The organism is Rhizobium indigoferae (assembly GCF_034554815.1).
Classification (GTDB): Bacteria; Pseudomonadota; Alphaproteobacteria; order Rhizobiales; family Rhizobiaceae; genus Rhizobium; species Rhizobium leguminosarum.
Map to the genome: position 1 here is coordinate 4408537 of NZ_CP140635.1, position 19645 is coordinate 4428181.

The window sequence follows — 19645 nt, forward strand, 5'->3', positions numbered from 1 at the left end:
GTACTTCAATGGAAGTTGCGTCCGCGCGGCATCACCTCAGCGGTTTCCCCCGCGCCGGCATGGCGGCCTGTGGCAACCATCCGTTTTTCCAGCTCCGCCCGCTCCTGCGCATTCGCAGCCTTTTTCTGCCGCTGATCGACACCCGGCCTCAGCACCTCGTCTGCCCGCTCGCAGACGCCGAAACGCCGGGCCTCACGTTGCAGGATACCGAGCGCCGGCGTCATATCCTCGATATGCTCGACGACGGTATGGATCACTCCGCTCTGGCTTTGCAGCCTGCCGCGGATTTTCACCAGCCGGGCGCCCATCACAACTGAGCGGTATTTGTCGAATATCTTGTTCCAGACGATCGCATTGGCCACCCCGGTCTCGTCCTCCAGCGTCATGAAGATCACACCTTTTGCCGAACCAGGTCGCTGACGCACCAGCACGAGGCCCGCAATCGTCACCCTCTGCCCGTTCGCGACCTTCAACAGATCGACATTGCGCGTCACACCCGCCTTGCGCAATTCCTCACGCAGGAAGGAGACGGGATGCGCCTTCAGCGACAGTGAGAGATAACGGTAGTCCTCGATGACCTGCTCTCCCGGCAGCATTTCCGGCAGCTTCGCTACAGGCTCGATCTGGAGGTCGACATGACGGACCTGCTCGAAGAGCGGCAGCTCCTCGGCCGCGCTCTTCACATCCAGTGCCCGCACCGCCCAGAGTGCGTCGCGTCGTGACAGTTTGAGGGACTGGAACGCATCGGCATCCGCCAGTCGCTCGATGACGGATTTCTGCAGACCGGACCGCAGCCAGAGATCGCGCACCGAACTGTAGCCTTCGCATCGATTGCTGATGAGCCGTTCCATATCGCCTGTCGAAAGGCCCTTGATCTGCCGGAAGCCGAGCCGCACCGCATGCCGGGTCTTGATGATCTCGCGCATCTTGTCATGCCGGAAATCGATGGCATTCCGATCGAAGGCAGCCTCTTCCAGACCGCAATCCCAGTTTGATTCATTGATGTCGACCGGCAGGATCTTTACCCCGTGCTCGCGTGCGTCCCGCACCAGCTGCGCCGGCGCATAAAATCCCATCGGCTGGGAATTCAGCATCGCCGTGCAGAAGATGTCGGGATAATAGGCCTTGAGCCATGAGGAAGCATAAACGAGCAGCGCGAAGGAGGCGGCATGGCTTTCCGGGAAACCGTATTCCCCGAAACCTTTGATTTGGTTGAAGCATTGCTTCGCGAACTCCGGATCATAGTCTTTTGAGACCATTCCTTCGATGAACCGCTTTTCGAAGTTACCGATCGTACCCGTTCTCTTGAATGTCGCCATCGCTCTGCGAAGCTTGTCGGCTTCCGCCGGTTTGAAGCCGGCGGCGGTAATGGCGATCTGCATGGCCTGTTCCTGGAACAAGGGCACGCCGAGGGTTCTTTCCAGAACCGTTTCCAGCTCCTTGCTCGGATATTTGATCGGAATGTTTTTGGCTCGCTGCTCTCGGCGCTTCAGATAGGGATGCACCATGTCGCCCTGGATCGGTCCTGGCCGCACGATCGCCACCTCGATGACGAGATCGTAGAACACCTTCGGCTTAAGACGCGGCAGCATGCTCATCTGCGCCCGGCTTTCGATCTGGAAGACGCCGAGCGTATCGGCCCGGCCCATCATCTCGTAAACCGGCTCGCCTTCGTTCCCATGCTCCTTGTTGCCGAGGTCTGCGAGCGTCTTCTTCACGTCGTAATGCAATTCAAGCAGCGAAAAGGCCTTCCGCAGACAGGTCAGCATGCCGAGCGCCAGCACATCCACCTTGAGGATCTTGACGTTATCGAGGTCGTCCTTGTCCCACTCGATCATGTACCGATCCGGCATCGCCGTCTTCATGATCGGCACCACCTCGTCGAGCCTATCGCGCGTGATGACGAAGCCGCCGACATGCTGGGTGAGGTGGCGCGGGAAGCCGAGAAGTTCGGACGCATACTGAAGAACGTTTCGGGTCACCGGATCCTTGACGTCGAGACCCGCCGCCTTCGCGTCCCGCTCCGAGAGATTATCCTCCGACCAGCCCCAGACGAGGCTGCTGATCGCCGACTGGACATCCTCCGAGAGCCCAAAGGCCTTGGAGACCTCACGGCCCGCCGAGCGCGTACGGTAGGTCGTCACCCCCGCCGTCAACCCAGCATGTTCTATGCCGTATCTTTTATAGATGAACTGGATGACCTCTTCGCGCCGGTCATGCTCGAAATCGACATCGATATCTGGCGGTTCGTCGCGATCCATCGAAATGAAGCGGTCGAAGAGCAGTGTGCTTTTTTGAGGATCGACTTCCGTTATTTCAAGGCAATAACAGATGACCGAATTTGCCGCCGATCCGCGCCCCTGGCACAAGACCTTAAGTTCATAGCGGGCGTGCTGGATGATCCTGTGAACCGTCAGGAAATAAGAGGCATATTTCTTTTTTTTAATGAGATCGAGTTCATACTCGATCTGTGGCGCCACCTTGGGCGGGATACCCTTGGGATAGCGTCTTGCCGCTCCCGCTCTCGTCAGCCTTTCGAGAGTCTCCTGCGGCGTTTCACCAGGATCGTTTTCCGGCGGATAATTGTGCTCCAGTTCCTTCAGCGAAAAGGTCAATTTGCCGAAAAAGGCCTGCGTATTGTCGATCGCACCAGGATAGTCCCGGAAGATCCGGGTCATTTCACGTGAATCCTTGAGGTAACGCTCGGCATTCGGCGCCAGAAGGAATCCGGCTTGCGATATCTGCACATGCTCCCGGATCGCGATCACGATATCCGAAAGCGGCCGCCGTTCAGGATGATGGTAAAGCGGCTGGTTGGTTGCAATCAGCGGCACGCGGTTTCGAGCGGCAAGCATGGCAAGCACCGCAAAGACCTGCCTGTCGCGGCCATCATAGGCTGACGACAGCGCCATGAAAAATGCCTTGCGGAACCGTCTGCGGAACCGTTCCAGATAATCTTCCAGCGTCGACTGACCCGCCTGACGGTCGACAAGGGTGCGATCGGGAACGAGAGCAAGCATCATCTCATCCCCCCATTCCATGAGTTCCGCTTCCGTCAGAATGCAGCTTCCCTTGACCGCTTCTTCTTTCAGGTTGCCGGCGCTCAGAAGACGGCAAAGGTTCGCCCAGCCCCGCCGGTTCCGGGGATAGGCGAGGATATCAGGCGTTCCATCGGAAAAGACGAGACGAGCGCCCGGCTGAATCCGGATAGGATCGAGGATCTCCTCCTTTTTTCCTTCCTTCTCCGCTTGGGCTATAATCTCGTCCCTGTTTTTATATCTCTCCTCAAGCTGCTCCGCCTGCGCATGCGCCCTGACCACACCGGCAACCGAATTCCGGTCCGCAACGCCGAGACCGCCGAGCCGTAGACGAGCAGCCTGCACGACCATCTCCTCGGGGCCAGAGGCGCCTTCAAGAAACGAGAAGTTCGTCCTTGTGCCGATCTCGAAGAATGCGCGCGCGGTTGTCATGCGAACACGCCATGCATGAACCAGCGAGGATCAAGCGCCTGACCATAAAAGCCCCGCCGATAGATCCAGAAGCGATGTCCGGTCTCATCCTCGATGCGAAAATAGTCACGCGCCTCGGCGTCATTTCCATCGATCCACCATTCCATCGCAATCCGTTCCGGCCCTTCGCTTCTTGCCACCTGATGCTGCATGCGCCGCCAGCGAAAGATCTGCGGCGGACCATCGGGCACTTCGGCAAGTATGGTCTCGACGGGCTCCGGCGTTGCAAAGAGCCGCAGCGGGCGCTCTTCGCGGAAAGGAAGCTGGATGTCCTGCACGGCCTTCCGCCTGGGAAGGCTCTCCATCGCAGGAACCGTGATGACGGCGCGTTCCGGAACATGGCTCTCGCGGAGCTGGAAGCTTTGCAGGCAATCCGCACCAAGTCGGGCCGAGACCCGGTCGACGAAGGCCGAAAGCGAGATCTCTCCCTGCCGGTCGCCTTCGAAATCACCCTGCGCTTCGTTGAAGGGATCGTGCCGCAACACATTCAACCGCACGATCTCGAAACCATAGCCGGCATCGAGATCGTCATAGACCGTCTGCAATCGCTCGGAAAAAAGCCCGGCAATGAACTTTGGTTCGCGAAGCGGCTGCGAAGCACCGACGGAGATGCGAAAGACCCTGCCGTCGACGCGGAACAGGACCAGTTCGAACACCCGTCCGCCAGCCCCCCGCGCTTCCAGCGACGGCTGCAGCGATAAGGCGACCTGCCTGGTGACGGTAAGGATCTGCTCTTCCGTCCCGATGGGCTCGATCAGACGGCTTTCGGCCGAAAGGCTGGCAACAGGACGCCGGGGCGAGACCGGCTCCTCTTCACGTCCCAGCGCCTGGTCGAGACGCAGAAGCAGCTCCGGGCCGAACCGGCGGGTCAGCGGCGCCCGCGGTGCATCGATGACGTCGCCGATATATTTCAGACCGAGCTTGTTCAGGGCATCGACGGTTTGTCCCTCCAGCCGCAGGGCTGCGACCGGCAAGGACATCAGCACATGTTCCGTCCCTTCGTCCTCGATCACGCCGCCTTGCCCGAAGCGGGAAGCGGCCCAGGAAAGGCCGGGCGACGATGAGATCGCGCCCCGCGCATCGAACCCCATATGAAAAAGCCGCGACAGCACATCCCGAAGAAGCGCCTTTTCACCGCCGAAGAGATGGGCGCAACCGCTAATGTCGAGAAACAGACCGTCCTTCCCGTCGAACGCCACCAGCGGCGTATAACGGTCGCACCAGTCGGCAATTGCCTCCAGCAACCGGCGGTCGGCCGCCGGATCCTCTTCCGCGACCTCGAGCATGGGGTACATGGCGCGCGCCTCGGCAACGCCCAGCTCCTTCCTCAACCCCAGCCTCTCGGCCAACTCGTCCAGTGCCGTCAGCCGCAGGGCATTGTTGAGCTTGCCGGAACAGACGATAGGCGGCGTCTCAGGACGCCCTTTCGAACGCCAGGAGAGCCCCCATCGCTTGCGGGCGATGCGGTCCGTTGGCAGATGCGGGAAGCTGAGCGCCAGAATGCGCTGACTGTTCGCCTGGAGGACGAACGAGGTTTGGTTCGGCGATAGGGAGAAATTCGCGTTCATGGGGGTTCCACTCCAGAAGAAAGGAGAGCGGGGCCGGATTGCGGCTCTTCTCCAGCGTGAGACGGAAAATCGGATTGCCGATGCTGCCGGAAAGTTTCGATCCATCCGGCAACGGCCGCAGACCGGACGGGGCTGGTTCGACATGCAGACGGAAGGCCGCACTGCTTGCCTCCTCCGCCCCGGCCTGGCGGACAAGAAAGAGCGGGCGGCGGGCAGCATGCGCCCTGAGACTAAGCCTGCGGCTTTCGGTCAGGCCGAAATGGGCGGGATTGCCTCGCACTTCGAAGATGACGGCCGAGAAGGCAGCGCTTTCCACTGCCACCTCCGCCAGCCAGAGCGCCTCGTCCAGCTTGCGCGGCGCCGCATGGAGAAATCGCTCCGGGCTCAGCCCGAAATCCCGAAGCCCGGGAGCATAGGGACGACCGGCCTCCAGCGTGCCGACGGCATCGCCGATCCAGAGCAACGGCAGAAGGCGGCCGGCATCCGCTTCCCGTTTTTGCAGTCGCGCGGCAACAGCCATCGCCAGCCCGCTTGCAGCACCTGCATCACGAGACAGAGCCGAGCGGAATTCGGTGATCGCATCGAGCGGCAGGCCGCCTTCCAGCGCCCCGTCGAGAAACTCCACCCCAAACGCGAGGGGCGGCAGAATGCGCTCCTGGCGGGTCTTGCGTCCTTCTGCCAGGGCTTCCTGTTCCGCTGCGGCAAGCGCCGGCGCGGGCCTTCCCTCCAGTCGGGCAATGGTTTCGCGGAGCGCAAAAAGCCGCTCGCGCGCCAGGGCGTGCTGCGCCATGGCGTTCTCCGATCCGTCTTGTTCCTGTTATGTTCTTATAGATTCCAGAGAGCTAATGAAGAGTCAACGGCCATTTTCTATGAATTTATTCCTGCCTTTGATTCCGCACTCGAAAATCGGCGATAAAGGTTCTATATGGGCCCGCAAAGGAAGGAATATTCATGGCCCGCATAGACCAGAGCGATGATTGGCGGGACCGCCATGCGCCGACGATCAGCACCTTCGAGTCGCTGGCCATGGAGGCCTATAGCCATCTGCCGGATGAATTCCGCCAGCTGACGACCAACCTCACGATCGAGATCGAAGATTTCCCCGATGACGACGTTTTCGAGGACATGGCGCTGGAAACCCCTTTCGATCTGCTCGGCCTTTTCGAGGGCAGGGGCATTTCCGAACGTTTCACGCTGGAAACCGGCGAGATGCCGAACCGCATCCGCCTCTACCGCCGCCCCATCCTCGATTACTGGGCTGAGAACGACGAGACGCTCGGCGATATCATCACCCACGTCCTGATCCACGAGATCGGCCACCATTTCGGGCTGAGCGACGATGACATGGAGCGGATCGAGGCAAGCGCCGAGGAAGCCGCCGAGCGCTAGAGCGCCGCGCGTCCAAAGGACGCGCTAAGGACGCTCCATCACTTTCAATCACGCATAATCCTTTCCGAAAATCGATTACGATTTTCGGGGTTATGCGCTGAGCCTCACTGCTCGGAGAGCTTCATCTCAGGATGGTAATCCTTGCCTTCGACATGCTTGACGACGGCCTGGCCGCACTGCATCGCGCCGGTTGCGGCATTGAAGGCATAGGTCGGCGAGCCCTCCAGCGACCAGCCCTTGTTGAGGGCGGCAGTGACCTTGTGGCAGAAGGAAGCATCGTCGGGACCGGTCAGGAAGCGGTAGAGTTTCATCACATCGTCTTTCGTGTTGCAGCCTGGCGGGCTGCGATCAGGCGGGCTTTATGGACCAGACTTTCCGCCTGGACAAGATGCAACCGCTCGACCATCCGCCCGCCTGCATTGATGACGTTCAGCCCATCGGAGGCAGGATCGGCAAAGGCCGATATGATCGCCTCCGCTTCCGCAACCGCTGCCGGATCCGGGCCGAAATGGCGGTTGGCGGGCTCGATCTGCGCCGGATGGATCAGCATCTTGCCGGCAAAGCCCATCGCCCGGCCCTGCAGACATTCGGCATCAAAACCTTGTTCGTCCCTGAAATCGTTGAAGACGCTGTCAATCGCATCGAGCCCGTAGGCGCTGACCGCAAGGACGACCTGCATCAGCCACGGGACGAGATAGCTCCGCCCCGGCTGCGGCAGCACGCCGGTTTCCTTGCGCAGGTCGTTGAGCCCGACGACGAGGCAATCGAGCCGCGAGCCCGGCGTGCGCCCGGCTTCGGCGATAACAGCCGCATTCAGGATGCCACGCGGCGTCTCGATCATCGCCCAGATACGCAGATCTTCCGGTGCATCCGCCTCGTAGAGAAGGTCGCCGACCGCCATGACATCCTGCGGTTCGTCGACCTTCGGCAGCAGCACGGCGTCGGGATTGAGCGCGATTACCAGTTCCATGTCCGCCAGGCCGAAATTGGTCGACAGGTCATTGATGCGGATAATCCGTTCCTTGCCTTCGAGCGGCCGAGCCGAAAAGAAATTCCTCAGATTTTCCCGCGCTTCCGCCTTCCTTTCCGGCGCCACGGAATCCTCGAGATCGAAGATCACCGCATCGCAATCGACCGCATGGGTTTTTTCGAGGGCGCGGGGATTGATGGCGGGCACGCTCAGCACCGAACGGCGCAGGCGGGCGGAGCGGGTCGCGGGGTTTCGGCTCATGGCGAATTAGTGCCAAGCTTTGAAAGCCGAAGCAAGCAGCCCACCCCAGAACATCTAGCAGAACAACAAAAAGCCATGCTTGCCTTGCAGAGAGGAAAGAGAAGGACCACATTCCTTTCCGAAGAAAGGTCTCTAACCATGCAGAACATTCGCTCCATCTTCCTCATGCTTGCCGGCGCCACCGTTTTCGTGGCCATGCTGCTTCTCACCTTTTCGGTGACGCTCGCCGTCGGCGCCATCCTGACCGTGCTCATGGTCGGACGCGCGCTTTCGATGAAGATGAAGCCCGCTCCGGTCCGCGCCAAGGCGAACAATGGTAAGCCGGAGATGCGCGTGTGGAACGACGGCCGCGGTACGATCATCGATCTCTGATCACCGAATTTTCCAAAAATTTTGACCGACACTGTCGGCGTGAGATTCCATCATGCGTCCTTGAAACAGCCAGGCATTCTGCCGGCTCGTGAAAAACGTATGGAGGACGAGCATGGATACGACGACAGAGAGCAACCCGACGAAGATGCCACCGGTCAAGAATGGCCTGCTGCCCTATCTGACGGTCGACGGCGCGGTGAAAGCTGCGGAATTCTACAAGAAGGCTTTCGGCGCCGAAGAGGCATATCTCGTGCCGGTCGACGAGAGCGGCCGAACGATGCATGTGCATCTCTACATCAACGGCAGCTCCCTCATGCTGTCGGATGCCTATCCCGAATACGGCCATCCTTTCAAAGGCCATGAAGGCTTCGCCATTCAACTGGTTATCGACGATATCGATTTCTGGTGGGATCGCGCGGTTGCTGCCGGCGCCGAAGTCGTCATGCCGGTCGAACTGATGTTCTGGGGCGACCGCTACGGCCAGCTTCGCGATCCGTTCGGCGTCCTCTGGGGCCTGAACGCACCGTCCAAATAAGGGGACAGGCGCAATCGGCGGATCGCGCGAAACGTCGTGGCCGCCGTCTGTGAAAGATTCTCCTTCATTTCGGCGAAAAACTGGACTAGATGCAAATTCAGAAAGTAGATTTGCTGAAATGGAGCATGGATCATGGATAAATTCGTGAAGCTCACCGGCGTTGCAGCGCCGCTGCCGGTCGTCAACGTCGACACCGACATGATCATTCCGAAGGATTATCTGAAGACGATCAAGCGCACCGGCCTCGGCACCGGCCTCTTCGCGGAAGCCCGCTACAATGAGGACGGCTCAGAAAACCCGGATTTCGTGCTGAACAAGCCGGCCTATCGCGATGCCAAGATCCTCGTTGCCGGCGACAATTTCGGCTGCGGCTCCTCGCGCGAGCACGCCCCCTGGGCGCTTCTGGATTTCGGCATCCGCTGCGTCATCTCGACCAGCTTCGCCGACATTTTCTACAACAACTGCTTCAAGAACGGCATCCTGCCGATCAAGGTCAGCCAGGAAGATCTCGACAAGCTGATGGACGACGCCTCGCGCGGCTCCAACGCCATCCTGACCGTCGATCTTGAGAATCTCGAGATCACCGGCCCCGATGGTGGCTTGATCAAGTTCGATCTCGACGAATTCAAGCGCCACTGCCTGCTGAACGGTCTCGACGATATCGGCCTGACCTTGGAAAAGGGCAAGGCGATCGACAGCTTCGAAAAGAAGAACGCCGCTTCGCACCCCTGGGCAGCCTGAGCCTCTCCATCGGTTACCGATCAAGCCGGGTTTTTGCCCGGCTTTTTCTTTTGCGGCACATCAGAGAAATTTCTCTTTCCAGGCCTCAAGCTTTTCGAGCGACACGCCGATGCCGCCGCAGACTTCGATAAGCGGATTGTCGAAGCGCTGAAGCAGCCCGGCATGCACATCGGCAACGGCAAGGGCCGCACCGCAAGCCGGCTCGACCAGAATGCGCTGCGCATCGGCAAATTTCAGGCAGGCGGCAACGGCATCGGCGTCGCTGACGACAACACTTTCGATCGGATGCTGCTTCGGCAGGTCGAAGACATGCTGCGCCACCTGCCGCGCCCCGAGCGAATTGGCAATCGAGGTAATGGCGGGAAGGGTGATACGCTCCCTCGCCTGGAGGCTGGCATTCAGCGAGGCCGCCCCTTCAGTTTCGACGGCGATAACAGGCACATCGGAAAGCCCGTTTCGCTTCAATCCCTCGACAATGCCGGCAAGCAGCCCGCCGCCGCCGACGCTGGTGACGACGCAATCGAATTTTGCACCTTTCGCCACCACCTCGTCGATCAGCGTGGCATGGCCATCCCACAGAAGCGGATGGTCGAAGGGGTGAACATAAGTCGCCTTTCGGCTCCGGGCGAGGTCGACTGCATGGGCATTGGCCTCATCGAAAACCGAACCGTGAACGAGGACATTCGCGCCCGTTGCGGCAATCGTCTGCCGCACATCGGCCGCCGTCGTCTCCGGCACGACGATCGTGACCGGCACACCAAGCGCCCGGCCGGCATAAGCCGCGGCAATGCCGGCATTGCCGCCGGAAGCACAGAAGATCTCGCGCGCCCCATTTTCCACCTCGTGCTGGCAAAGCCGTCCGACGCCGCGCAGCTTGAAGCTGCCGGAAGGCTGCAGCGCATCGAGCTTCAGCCAGAGCGGTTTGCCGCTGACGCTGTAGCCAGGTGCCGTCTGGACCAAGGGCGTGTCGAGATGGAGAGGCGCGAAAGGCATGGGAACCATCCAGGGAAATAAAGGTCGGGGCTGCCGTTCTAATCTGTTTGCGGGCGCAGGAGCAACCATCGCTGCTCAGAGCGAAGCGTACCGATTCACCGCTTCCGTCGCTTGAAATGCCCATTTCCGGGGTCTAAGAAGCCGCAACTAGTTTTTCCCAGGAGGGTTTCATGACAGCGCGCAATCTTTTCCTGTTGCCGGGTGACGGCATCGGTCCCGAGGCCATGGGCGAGGTCCGCAAGATCATCGCCTATATGAACGAGGCGATGAATGCCGGTTTCGTCACCGACGAAGGCCTTGTCGGCGGTTGCGCCTATGATGCACATGGCGCTGCGATCTCGGAAGCCGACATGCAGAAGGCACTTGCCGCCGATGCCGTTCTCTTCGGCGCCGTCGGCGGCCCGAAATGGGATAGCGTGCCTTACGAAGTGCGCCCGGAAGCCGGTCTGCTGCGCCTGCGCAAGGATCTGCAGCTCTTTGCTAACCTGCGTCCTGCCATCTGCTATCCGGCCCTTTCTGCGGCCTCGTCGCTGAAGCCGGAGCTGGTCGAAGGCCTCGACATCCTCATCATCCGCGAGCTGACGGGCGGCGTCTATTTCGGCGAACCGAAGGAGATCATCGACCTCGGCAATGGCCAGAAACGCGGCATCGACACGCAGGTCTACGATACCTACGAGATCGAGCGCATCGCCGGTGTCGCCTTCGAAATGGCCCGCACGCGGCAGAATCGCGTCTGCTCCATGGAAAAGCGCAACGTCATGAAGTCGGGCGTGCTTTGGAACCAGGTGGTGACCGAGACGCACAAGGCGAAATATTCCGACGTCCAGCTCGAACACATGCTGGCCGATGCCGGCGGCATGCAGCTGGTGCGCCAGCCCAAGCAGTTCGACGTGATTGTCACCGACAATCTCTTCGGCGACATGCTCTCCGACGTCGCCGCTATGCTGACCGGCTCGCTCGGCATGCTGCCGTCGGCCTCGCTCGGCGCGCCTGACGGCAAGACCGGCAAGCGCAAGGCGCTCTACGAACCGGTACACGGCTCGGCCCCCGATATCGCCGGCAAGGGCATCGCCAATCCGATCGCCATGATCGCCTCCTTTGCCATGTGCCTGCGTTACTCCTTCAATCTGGTGAAGGAAGCCGACGATCTGGAAAAGGCGATCGCCAACGTGCTCGACAAGGGCATCCGCACCGGTGATATCATGGCCGATGGCGCAAGGCAGGTCGGAACCGTCGAGATGGGCGATGCGATCCTCGCCGAGTTCAAGACGCTTTCCGCCTGATATTTCACGTGAAACAGTTCTGGCCCTTCGCAGGATTCTTGCGGAGGGCTTTTTTCTCAAGGCCGCGAGCCGCATCGGCTTGGTCGAATTATCCCAAACCGACTATCCTCGGCCACAATCTCGTGTATTTTTGCGCCGGATTTTAACGAGCGCATAACCTCGGCATTGGAAACGATCTTCCAATGGATTGTGCGCCAATTCAAAATAATAGAGCGTCCTTAGCGCGTCGTGGCACTTTAGGGCAAATTCGAACGGACGACGGAATGCGGGCATTTTGGGCTTCCCTGAACAGGCGCTGGCGCCGGAGTAGCGCCGGCATGCCGCCTTTGCGTTGGCAGGCCTGCCTCTTCATCACGCTCAATGCGGTGATCCTCTCCATGCTGCTCTTCGACGCGCCGATCGGCGCCAGCGAAGCTCCCGCGCCGGTGAAGCACCTCGGCGAGATGCTGACCGGTTTCGGCGATTCCGCTTGGCTGATCTACACCAGCATCTTGCTGTTCTTTCAGGGCCGGGCAGGCTACAAGCTTGTGAAGACGGCGCGCTCCAAGGCGCAGGCACTCTACGTCAGCTGGATCGGCGCCTATCTCTTCATCACGGTTGTCTTCTCTGGGCTTCTCGCCAATCTGCTGAAGCGGGCGATAGGCAGGGCGCGTCCCGATCATTTCCATGACTACGGCATGTTTTCCTTCACGCCCTTTTCTGGCCATTCCGCTTTCGAAAGTTTCCCGTCCGGCCATTCCACCACGGTCGGCGCCTTCTTCGCCGCCTTTGCCCTGCTGTTTCCGCGCTATCGCGTTGCCTTCATCGCCTGCGCCATCTGGCTCGGCATGACGCGTGTCATGGTCGGCGCCCATTATCCGAGCGACGTGATCGCCGGCCTTGCCTTCGGCGGCTGGTTCTCGCTGCTGACGGCGATCGTCTTTGCCCGCTGCGGCTTGCTCTTCAAACTGGCGCCGGATGGCTGGCCGCTCTCGAAGCGCCTGTTTCGCACTGCATAATTCCTTAAATCGGAATCGATTTAAGGATAAAATCATGCAGCAATTCAAAATGTCCTTTGCGCGTCCGAAAAGACGCGCGGCGCCGTAATATGGAAAAGCCCGGCGCCTTGTGAGCGCCGGGCCTTTTTCTCAAGCGCGGATTGGCCTCAATCCGCCGCTCAATCCATGGCGTGGATATCCCTGTTCTTCGTTTCCGGCAGGAAGATCAGGCCGATCACCAGCGTGATCGACGCAAAGACGATCGGGTACCAGAGACCGTAATAGATATCACCCGCGGCAGCGCTCATCGCGAAGGCTGTCGCCGGCAGCAGGCCGCCGAACCAGCCGTTGCCGATGTGATAGGGCAGCGACATGCCAGTATAGCGGATGCGGGTCGGGAAAAGCTCGACCAGCAGAGCGGCGATCGGGCCGTAGACCATCGTCACATAGAGGACGAGGACGAACAGCACGGCGATCGTGCCGATCCAGTTAACCCGGGCCGGATCGGCAACCATGGCGAAAGTGCCGCCATTGGCGATGTTGTAGACCACCATGTCGGTGACGCCATTGGCCTCATCCGCCGTCAGCAGCTTGGTCTCGACCAGCTTGGCCGCTGGTACGGTTTCCTTCTCGCCGGCGCGCACGGCATCGGCATTGAGCGACAGTTCCGGATTGGCTGCGATGAAGGCATCGAGCTTGGCATCCGGCACCTTGACGGCGCCGCGGTTCAGCGGGTAGCCGGCATCATGGAGCGCAATGTTGACGCCCTTTTCGAAGGCGGCGGTCATGCCCTTGGCCTTGTCGCCGGCAGCGACGACGTCAAAGCTTGGGATCGTCGCGTTGCCGACCTTCACCGTTGCCGGCTGTCCGGCGGTACCGGGCACGACGTCGTAAGGCACCGAGTTCCTCGTCAGGAACGCCGTTGCCACGTCGCAGGAACTGGTGAACTTCGCGGTACCGGTCGGATTGAACTGGAACCTGCAATCGGCCGGATCAGCCGTCACCGTTGCCCGGATCGAAGCCTGCGCTTCGGCCAGCGCCGGGTTCGCCGTCCAGGTCATCGCCTTGAACAGCGGATTATAGGTCACCGCCGCAATGAGAAGGCCTGCCATGATGATCGGCTTGCGGCCGATCTTGTCGGAGAGACCGCCGAAGATGACGAAGAACGGCGTGCCGAGGAGAAGTGCGATGGCGACCATGACATTGGCCGAGAACAAGTCCACCTTCAGCACGTTCTGCAGGAAGAACAGCGCATAGAACTGGCCGCCGTACCAGACGACTGCCTGGCCCATGGTAGCGCCGAGAAGCGCGATGATCGCGATCTTGGCATTTTTCCATGTCCCAAAGGCCTCGGTCAGCGGCGCCTTGGAGCCTTTGCCTTCCGCCTTCATGCGCTGGAACGCCGGCGATTCGTTCATCTTCAGGCGGATCCAGACGGAAATGCCGAGCAGGACGACCGAGACCAGGAACGGAATGCGCCAGCCCCAGGCGGCGAACTGGACCGCACCCATCAGATATTGAACCAGGACGATGACGATCAGCGACAGGAACAGGCCGAGCGTCGCCGTCGTCTGGATCCATGAGGTGAAGTAGCCGCGGCGCCCGTTCGGCGCATGTTCGGCGACATAGGTTGCCGCACCGCCATATTCACCGCCCAGCGCCAGACCCTGGAGCAGGCGCAGCCCGATCAGGATGATCGGGGCTGCGATGCCGATGGTGGCGGCACCCGGCAGGACGCCGACGAGAAAGGTCGACAGACCCATGATCATGATCGTCATCAGGAAGGTGTATTTACGGCCGACGAGATCGCCGAGACGGCCGAACACCAGCGCGCCGAAGGGGCGCACCAGAAAGCCGGCGGCAAAGGCGAGCAGCGTGAAGATGTTGCGCGTTGCCTCGGGATATTGGGTGAAATAGGTCGCGCCGATATAGGTGGCGAGCGAGCCATAGAGATAGAAATCGTACCATTCGAAAACGGTGCCGAGCGAAGAGGCGAAGATGACCTTCTTCTCCTCGCCGGTCATCGGACCGGCCTTCGCGCCGTCGATGCTTGCGACATTTGCCATTGTCTGTCCTCCACAGAGTGATGATCACGCGCGCGACCTACTCTCCTCAAAGCATACCCCTGGCCGCGACACGCCTGACGAGAGTGTGCCAGAAACGACAGATCAAAAAGAGAGATGCTTTGGGATTATGACTTTAGTCTAAGAGTGGCGCGGTTCTCGCGCACATCAGGCCGTCCGTGACGATTGAGCTGCCGGAGGTTTGAAAGCAGGTTTCACTGCGGTTTGCGACGTGGATCCGTTATGCTCTCAGCGCCTGTGCCGGCGATTGCCGATAGGCGAGCACTGCCGGCAGTGCAGCGAGAATTGCGGCAAAGGCAAGCAGCACTGTTGCAAGCCCGGCGTCTTCACGCGTGAAGACGACCGGCATGGCGACCCCGCTCGTTTGCGAGAACATACCGGACAAGATGAGGGCCGCGGTATAACCGAGCGCGAATCCGAGTGCGATGCCAACCGCCACCAGGAAGAAGAATTCCAGCCAGACGATGCCGAAAATCGCGCCACGTGGGGCGCCGAAGGCTCTCAGTGCGCCGATCTGGCGGCGGCGCTGGCCGATATGGATGACCGTGACCAGTACCAGCGAGGCTGCGACGAGAGCTTGCGCGCCTGAGGCGACCGCGACGAGGATCTGCTTGGCATCGCCGAGCGTGGCGTAGAGATTGGTCAGCACCTCGCCGGGAAAGACAGCGACGGTATTGCCGCTGCGATATTCCTGCCGCAGCTTGTAGGCATCGGCGATTGTCTTCGGCTTGACGAGAATGGCGGGAAGGCCGGGAGCGCCCGCAGTCAAGGTCTCATCAAGTGCGGCATCCGGATCGGCTTTCCCGTGATGCCCATACCCATCGTGATCAGCGCCGGCCTTCTCATGTTCATGGCCATGTTCAACGCTATCCGTTCCGGACGCCGCTTCATGTTCGTGCCCACTGTCCTCCTCATGTTCCTCCGCCTCCAGGCCATGAATGTGCCAGACGGCTTGGATGGGAACGAGAATGGCTCGGTCCCAGGCGGTGCCGGTCGGCCGCAAGCGGCCGGCGATGTGATAGACGAGCTCGGTATGAGTCTCGCCGCCCTCTTCCAGCGACCCATGCATCGGCTTGATCTCGCCGCCGAGCGACAGCTTGACGGCAGCGCCGATCACCGCCTCGCCCTCGCGCGCGAAAATCTTGCCTTCGGCTAAGCCGGAGAGGTTCTGCGTCAACATGATCGTTGTGCCGATGATCGGATAGCCGGAGAAGGAATCGCCGAAGCCGATTGGGGCTGCCCAATCGACCCGCGGATCTGCGGCAAGCTTGCCCAGCACTTCGCCCGGCATCAGCGGCAAGGGCGAGGGCTGCAGGAAGATAGAGGACAGCACGAGCTGCGTCTCGCTGCCGCCGGCGCCGATGACAAGATCGAATTTGTCAGCGGCGCGCGCGCTGCCGAGACGAAGCGCCCGCTCCTGTAGGACGACGCAAACGCCGAGCGCGGTCGCAAGCGCCACCAGCAGCACGACCACCAGCGATCCCGCCCAGAGGCGACGAAGATCGGAAAGGATGAAGCGGATCATGCAGCCTCTCCCGCCGCTGCTGCGGAATCTTCGCTGATCCGGCCGGAGCCGAAGGTGATGCGCCGGTCGAGGCGGCCCGCCAAGCGCTGGTCGTGTGAAACGACAATCAGCGTGCTGCCTTCGACAATGGCAAGATCGAGGAGAAGATCGCCGACCGCCTCGCCGCTTTCGGCATCGAGGCTTGCGGTCGGCTCGTCGGCGATGATGACGCCGGGCTTGCGCAGCAGCGCCCGACCGATCGCCACACGCTGCATCTCGCCGCGCGACATGGTCTCGATTTTCTGGCCCGGGCGGGAAAGACCGACCGTGCCCAAAAGCGCATGACCCCGCTCGATGACATCGACTGTGGCAGCGCCGGCAAGCCGCGCCGGCAGGAGTACGTTCTCCAGCGCCGACAGGCCGGGGAAGAGATGGAACTCCTGCATGACCAGGCCGATATTGGCGGCACGGAACCGGTCACGCCGGCTTTCTGAAAAACTCGCTATATCCTCACCGTTCCAGCAGATACGGCCTTGCCGTGTACGCTCCAGCCCGGCAACGATATTGACGAAGGTGCTCTTGCCGGAGCCGGACGCCCCTGTAATGGCGACCCTGCTGCCTGCATCGATCGACAGGCGGCTGATCACCAGTGCCGGCGAGGACAGGCCCGGGAAGGCAACGGTCAGGTTTTCGATATCGAGAGAGAGCATATCGGTTCAGACGGCGGAATATTCGGCCTGGCGGATCCGCAACAGGCTGACGAAGCCAGTGTCCGGATCCGTCCACGAACCGTATTCCAGCGTGCCGCGCACTTCGATCGTCTGGCGCGGCTGCACGAAGGTCTGTTTCTCCAAGAGATAGACGACGACGATATTGTCCGGCCAGTCCGTATCCGAGGAGCAGAAGGGGCAGAGCGACATCGGCACCTCGGTGAGCACGAAGAACTGGGCCTCAGCCTTCAATGGCGGCGCCATGAAACCTTTCATGCTGACGTCTTTGCCGGCAAGGCGCTTCACCTTGTCGGAGAATTCGAGGCCGAGCACGCCGAACTTGCCGTAGAGCTCATCGAAGCTGATCAAGGAATCAGCAGCAAAACTCGGGCGAGCAAAAGCGGCGAAGGCCAGCGTACCGATGGCGCCGATCAGGCCGCGGCGGCTGAGATGCAGCGAAGGGAGCTTTTCCATGGCGATCTCCAAGAATGAAATCCCGGCCGCTGAACGGCCGGGACCATGATCGGTGAATGAGGCAGGGCCGGCAAGCGGCTTAGCCGGGCCAGAGCATGATGCCGAAAAGTGTGCGCGATTTTCGGACGACATCATGCTCTATTTCTTTGATTTAGATGCGGATTCAGATTTTAGGCCGATCCGGCCTAAAATCATCCGCATCTAGAGATCAGTTCGTCTGCTTGGCACCGAGAGCGAAGGTGTCGGCGAGCACGCGATAGACGTCGCTCTGTTCCATGTAACCATGGAAGCCTTCAGCGCCAGGACCTGCCGACTGCAGGACGACGTCGTCGACGGCGTGGACGCCACTATCGCCGCTCTTCGGAATATTGCCCTGAACGAAGACCGCGCCTGGAACATCCTTATACTGCTCGTTGGCGACATATTCCTTCTTTTCATTCTGGACGGCAGGAACGAACGGACCATCGAGCTTCGGCCGGAAGGTCTCGTAGTGATCGGGGCCGTTATTGGCGCTCAGGAACAGCCGGCGGCTGACGTCGACCTTATCGGGATAGCCGTCGCCATTTTCGTCCTTGTAGTTCGGAAAGCCGGCCTCGGCATAGGTCCCGACCTTTTCGCGCATTTCCGTGCCGGGCTTCTCATCATCGACAGTGCCGATGATGGATACGCCATGCGTGTGGTCGCCGGTGACGACGATCAGCGTGTCCGGATGGGCCTTCTGGAATTCGCGGGCAACGCCGATGGCCTGGTCGAATTCGATGGTTTCGATAACGGCACGATCCCAATCGAGCGGATGGGACATCTTGTCGATCGAGGAGCCTTCGACCATCAGGAAGAAGCCATCAGGATTCTTGGAAAGGCGGTCGAGCGCAACCTTGGTCATGGCGACGAGACCCGGCTGGTTCGGGAACTTGTCGACGGTGCCCTTCTTCAGGAACTCGCGATCAAGCGTGACGTCCATATTGCCGGTGTGGAAGAGGCCGAGGAGATTGCCTTCAGCCGATGCATTGGCTGCGAGCTCGTTCTTGTCGGTCGCAAGCTTGTAGCCGGCATCCTGGAACTGCTTGATGTAGTCCTGGTTATCCTTACGCTTGGAGCCGGGGACTTCCTTGCCGAGGAAATAGGCCGAGCCACCGCCAAGGAGAACTTCCGGCTTGACGTCGAGCAGCATGCCGACGACGTCGGCCTTGTCGTTGCGGTTGCGGGTGTGGGAAACAACCGCCGCCGGCGTGGCGTCTTCAACCTCGGCCGTTGCAACGATGCCGATCGACTTCTTGGTCAGGCGGCGAACGGCTTCTGCGAAGGTTTCAACACGCGGATCATCAAGCGAGGCCGGCGTACGGTCCGCGTAAACGCCGATCGCGTTGACGGCCGTCTTGTGACCCGTCATGTAGGCCGACATGGTGTTGGCCGAATCCGTATCGACGGCATTCGTCGCCGACGTGCCGATAAAAGCCATACGCTCGAGATCGTCCATATTCAGGCGGCCATTCGCCTTCCCTTCAGTCATGCCCTTGGACATGATGCGGGCAGCGGTGCGATGCGCAACGGAAAGCCCGTCACCCAGCAGGAAAATGATGTTCTTGGCCTTCGGCTGGGCTGCTGTTTCGTAAACGTTCCAAGTGACGGACTTCGTTTCGTCTCCGGCCGCGACTTCGATCTTGTAGTCGCCCGGAGCGGAAATCTTCAGGCCGCGCAGCAGGATAGCGGAGCCGAGAGCCTTGTCATCCTTGCCTTTTTCCAGTTCGACGAACTGCGCCTCGCCCCCGAGCACGGTCTTGTAGTCCTGGCCATTGACCGTGATCTTTACGTCTTCAGGCTTGACCTGCTTGTTGAGCTCGACCTTGAAATCAAACGGTGAACCGGCAAGAATCGTCGCGCGATCAAGCGGATAGACCGTCGTCGCCTGAGCGGCGCCCGCAAGGATGGTGGTAGCCGCAAAGGCGGCAAGAAGCGTACGCATGGAAAACCCCCGTTTTCGTTGCAGACATTAACAACCGGGCCGGGATACCTCCCGAGGATGACAGCGGCATGACAAAACGTCGCAGCATTGCGGCGGCAGCTTTCGCCTGCGGGCTCTGAGCGCAAAAACCTTGACTCCTGTGGAAAACCTTCTAAGAGCAACATCGGAAAAGGAATCTCCATGGTTCGCGACGAACACGCCATTGCCGAATGCAATGACCGGGCACGGGTTGCCGGGGTGGACATTGCCGTTCCGGTTTCTGCCAAAACCAAGGCCAAAACGACGACGAAAACCGTCTGACGTCTCTGGCCT

18 protein-coding genes are annotated in these 19645 nt (G+C 60.5%); 7 read left to right on the forward strand and 11 right to left on the reverse strand.

The features are described 5' to 3' along the window. Positions 1-5: 5 nt before the first annotated feature. From U5G49_RS21685 to U5G49_RS21695, 3 genes are read right to left on the reverse strand one after another with little or no spacing between them, the layout of a single operon-like run. Positions 6-3470 (reverse strand): error-prone DNA polymerase, encoded by a 3465-nt coding sequence (locus tag U5G49_RS21685; protein WP_193444531.1) that lies wholly within the window; start codon positions 3468-3470, stop codon positions 6-8. Next, the gene (locus tag U5G49_RS21690) at positions 3467-4882 is read right to left on the reverse strand and encodes a Y-family DNA polymerase (protein ID WP_246288991.1); all 1416 of its coding nucleotides are present in this window, start codon (positions 4880-4882) and stop codon (positions 3467-3469) included. The genes U5G49_RS21685 and U5G49_RS21690 overlap by 4 nt, the downstream gene beginning before the upstream one ends. 40 nt (positions 4883-4922) lie before the next feature. Then, positions 4923-5867 carry an ImuA family protein gene (locus U5G49_RS21695; RefSeq protein ID WP_028734108.1) on the reverse strand — a complete coding sequence of 315 codons (945 nt, stop codon included), beginning with the start codon at positions 5865-5867 and terminating at the stop codon, positions 4923-4925. Between the two features lie 161 nt (positions 5868-6028). On the opposite strand from U5G49_RS21695, the gene U5G49_RS21700 reads away from it, so the two are divergent. Continuing rightward, positions 6029-6466, forward strand: coding sequence for a metallopeptidase family protein (locus tag U5G49_RS21700; protein WP_003589582.1), 438 nt, complete (start codon positions 6029-6031; stop codon positions 6464-6466). A gap of 104 nt (positions 6467-6570) precedes the next feature. Here U5G49_RS21700 and U5G49_RS21705 read toward each other — a convergent pair whose 3' ends face one another. Continuing rightward, the gene (locus tag U5G49_RS21705; RefSeq protein ID WP_018244122.1) at positions 6571-6777 is read right to left on the reverse strand and encodes a DUF1737 domain-containing protein; all 207 of its coding nucleotides are present in this window, start codon (positions 6775-6777) and stop codon (positions 6571-6573) included. Next, positions 6777-7697 carry an HpcH/HpaI aldolase/citrate lyase family protein gene (locus tag U5G49_RS21710; protein WP_193444530.1) on the reverse strand — a complete coding sequence of 307 codons (921 nt, stop codon included), beginning with the start codon at positions 7695-7697 and terminating at the stop codon, positions 6777-6779. The genes U5G49_RS21705 and U5G49_RS21710 overlap by 1 nt, the downstream gene beginning before the upstream one ends. 138 nt (positions 7698-7835) lie before the next feature. Here U5G49_RS21710 and U5G49_RS21715 point away from each other — a divergent pair, with 138 nt between their 5' ends. The 3 genes from U5G49_RS21715 to leuD all read left to right on the forward strand — a co-directional run bounded on the left by U5G49_RS21715 (position 7836) and on the right by leuD (position 9345). Further along, the gene (locus tag U5G49_RS21715) at positions 7836-8069 is read left to right on the forward strand and encodes a hypothetical protein (protein ID WP_018448376.1); all 234 of its coding nucleotides are present in this window, start codon (positions 7836-7838) and stop codon (positions 8067-8069) included. A 112-nt stretch (positions 8070-8181) separates the two neighbouring features. Next, positions 8182-8604, forward strand: a complete 423-nt coding sequence (locus U5G49_RS21720; RefSeq protein WP_018244125.1) for a VOC family protein — start codon at positions 8182-8184, stop codon at positions 8602-8604. 132 nt (positions 8605-8736) lie between these two features. Beyond that, complete coding sequence (gene leuD, locus U5G49_RS21725; RefSeq protein ID WP_003543984.1) at positions 8737-9345, forward strand: 3-isopropylmalate dehydratase small subunit; 609 nt, start codon at positions 8737-8739, stop codon at positions 9343-9345. Positions 9346-9405: 60 nt separating this feature from the next. Here the strand turns inward: leuD and U5G49_RS21730 are convergent, their stop codons facing one another. Further along, positions 9406-10338, reverse strand: a complete 933-nt coding sequence (locus U5G49_RS21730) for a pyridoxal-phosphate dependent enzyme (protein WP_193444529.1) — start codon at positions 10336-10338, stop codon at positions 9406-9408. Between the two features lie 170 nt (positions 10339-10508). On the opposite strand from U5G49_RS21730, the gene leuB reads away from it, so the two are divergent. Beyond that, a complete protein-coding gene (leuB, locus tag U5G49_RS21735; protein WP_018244127.1) occupies positions 10509-11621 on the forward strand; it encodes a 3-isopropylmalate dehydrogenase in 1113 nt (370 codons plus the stop codon). A gap of 263 nt (positions 11622-11884) precedes the next feature. Further along, positions 11885-12619, forward strand: a complete 735-nt coding sequence (lpxE, locus tag U5G49_RS21740) for a lipid A 1-phosphatase LpxE (protein ID WP_018244128.1) — start codon at positions 11885-11887, stop codon at positions 12617-12619. Positions 12620-12777: 158 nt separating this feature from the next. Here lpxE and U5G49_RS21745 read toward each other — a convergent pair whose 3' ends face one another. From U5G49_RS21745 to U5G49_RS21765, 5 genes are all read right to left on the reverse strand, one after another. Then, positions 12778-14664 (reverse strand): MFS transporter, encoded by a 1887-nt coding sequence (locus tag U5G49_RS21745; protein WP_130718349.1) that lies wholly within the window; start codon positions 14662-14664, stop codon positions 12778-12780. A 238-nt stretch (positions 14665-14902) separates the two neighbouring features. Continuing rightward, entirely contained in the window at positions 14903-16207 is a 1305-nt protein-coding gene (locus U5G49_RS21750; protein ID WP_193444528.1) for an ABC transporter permease, read from the reverse strand. Then, positions 16204-16896, reverse strand: a complete 693-nt coding sequence (locus U5G49_RS21755; protein WP_193444527.1) for an ABC transporter ATP-binding protein — start codon at positions 16894-16896, stop codon at positions 16204-16206. Before U5G49_RS21755 ends, U5G49_RS21750 begins: the two co-directional genes overlap by 4 nt. A gap of 6 nt (positions 16897-16902) precedes the next feature. Further along, positions 16903-17370: a hypothetical protein gene (locus U5G49_RS21760; RefSeq protein ID WP_018448382.1), complete on the reverse strand. Its 468-nt coding sequence runs from the start codon at positions 17368-17370 to the stop codon at positions 16903-16905. 208 nt (positions 17371-17578) lie between these two features. Beyond that, positions 17579-19333 carry an alkaline phosphatase gene (locus U5G49_RS21765; RefSeq protein ID WP_130718357.1) on the reverse strand — a complete coding sequence of 585 codons (1755 nt, stop codon included), beginning with the start codon at positions 19331-19333 and terminating at the stop codon, positions 17579-17581. 87 nt (positions 19334-19420) lie between these two features. Here U5G49_RS21765 and U5G49_RS21770 point away from each other — a divergent pair, with 87 nt between their 5' ends. Next, positions 19421-19633, forward strand: a complete 213-nt coding sequence (locus U5G49_RS21770; protein ID WP_130718359.1) for a hypothetical protein — start codon at positions 19421-19423, stop codon at positions 19631-19633. Positions 19634-19645: the final 12 nt, after the last annotated feature.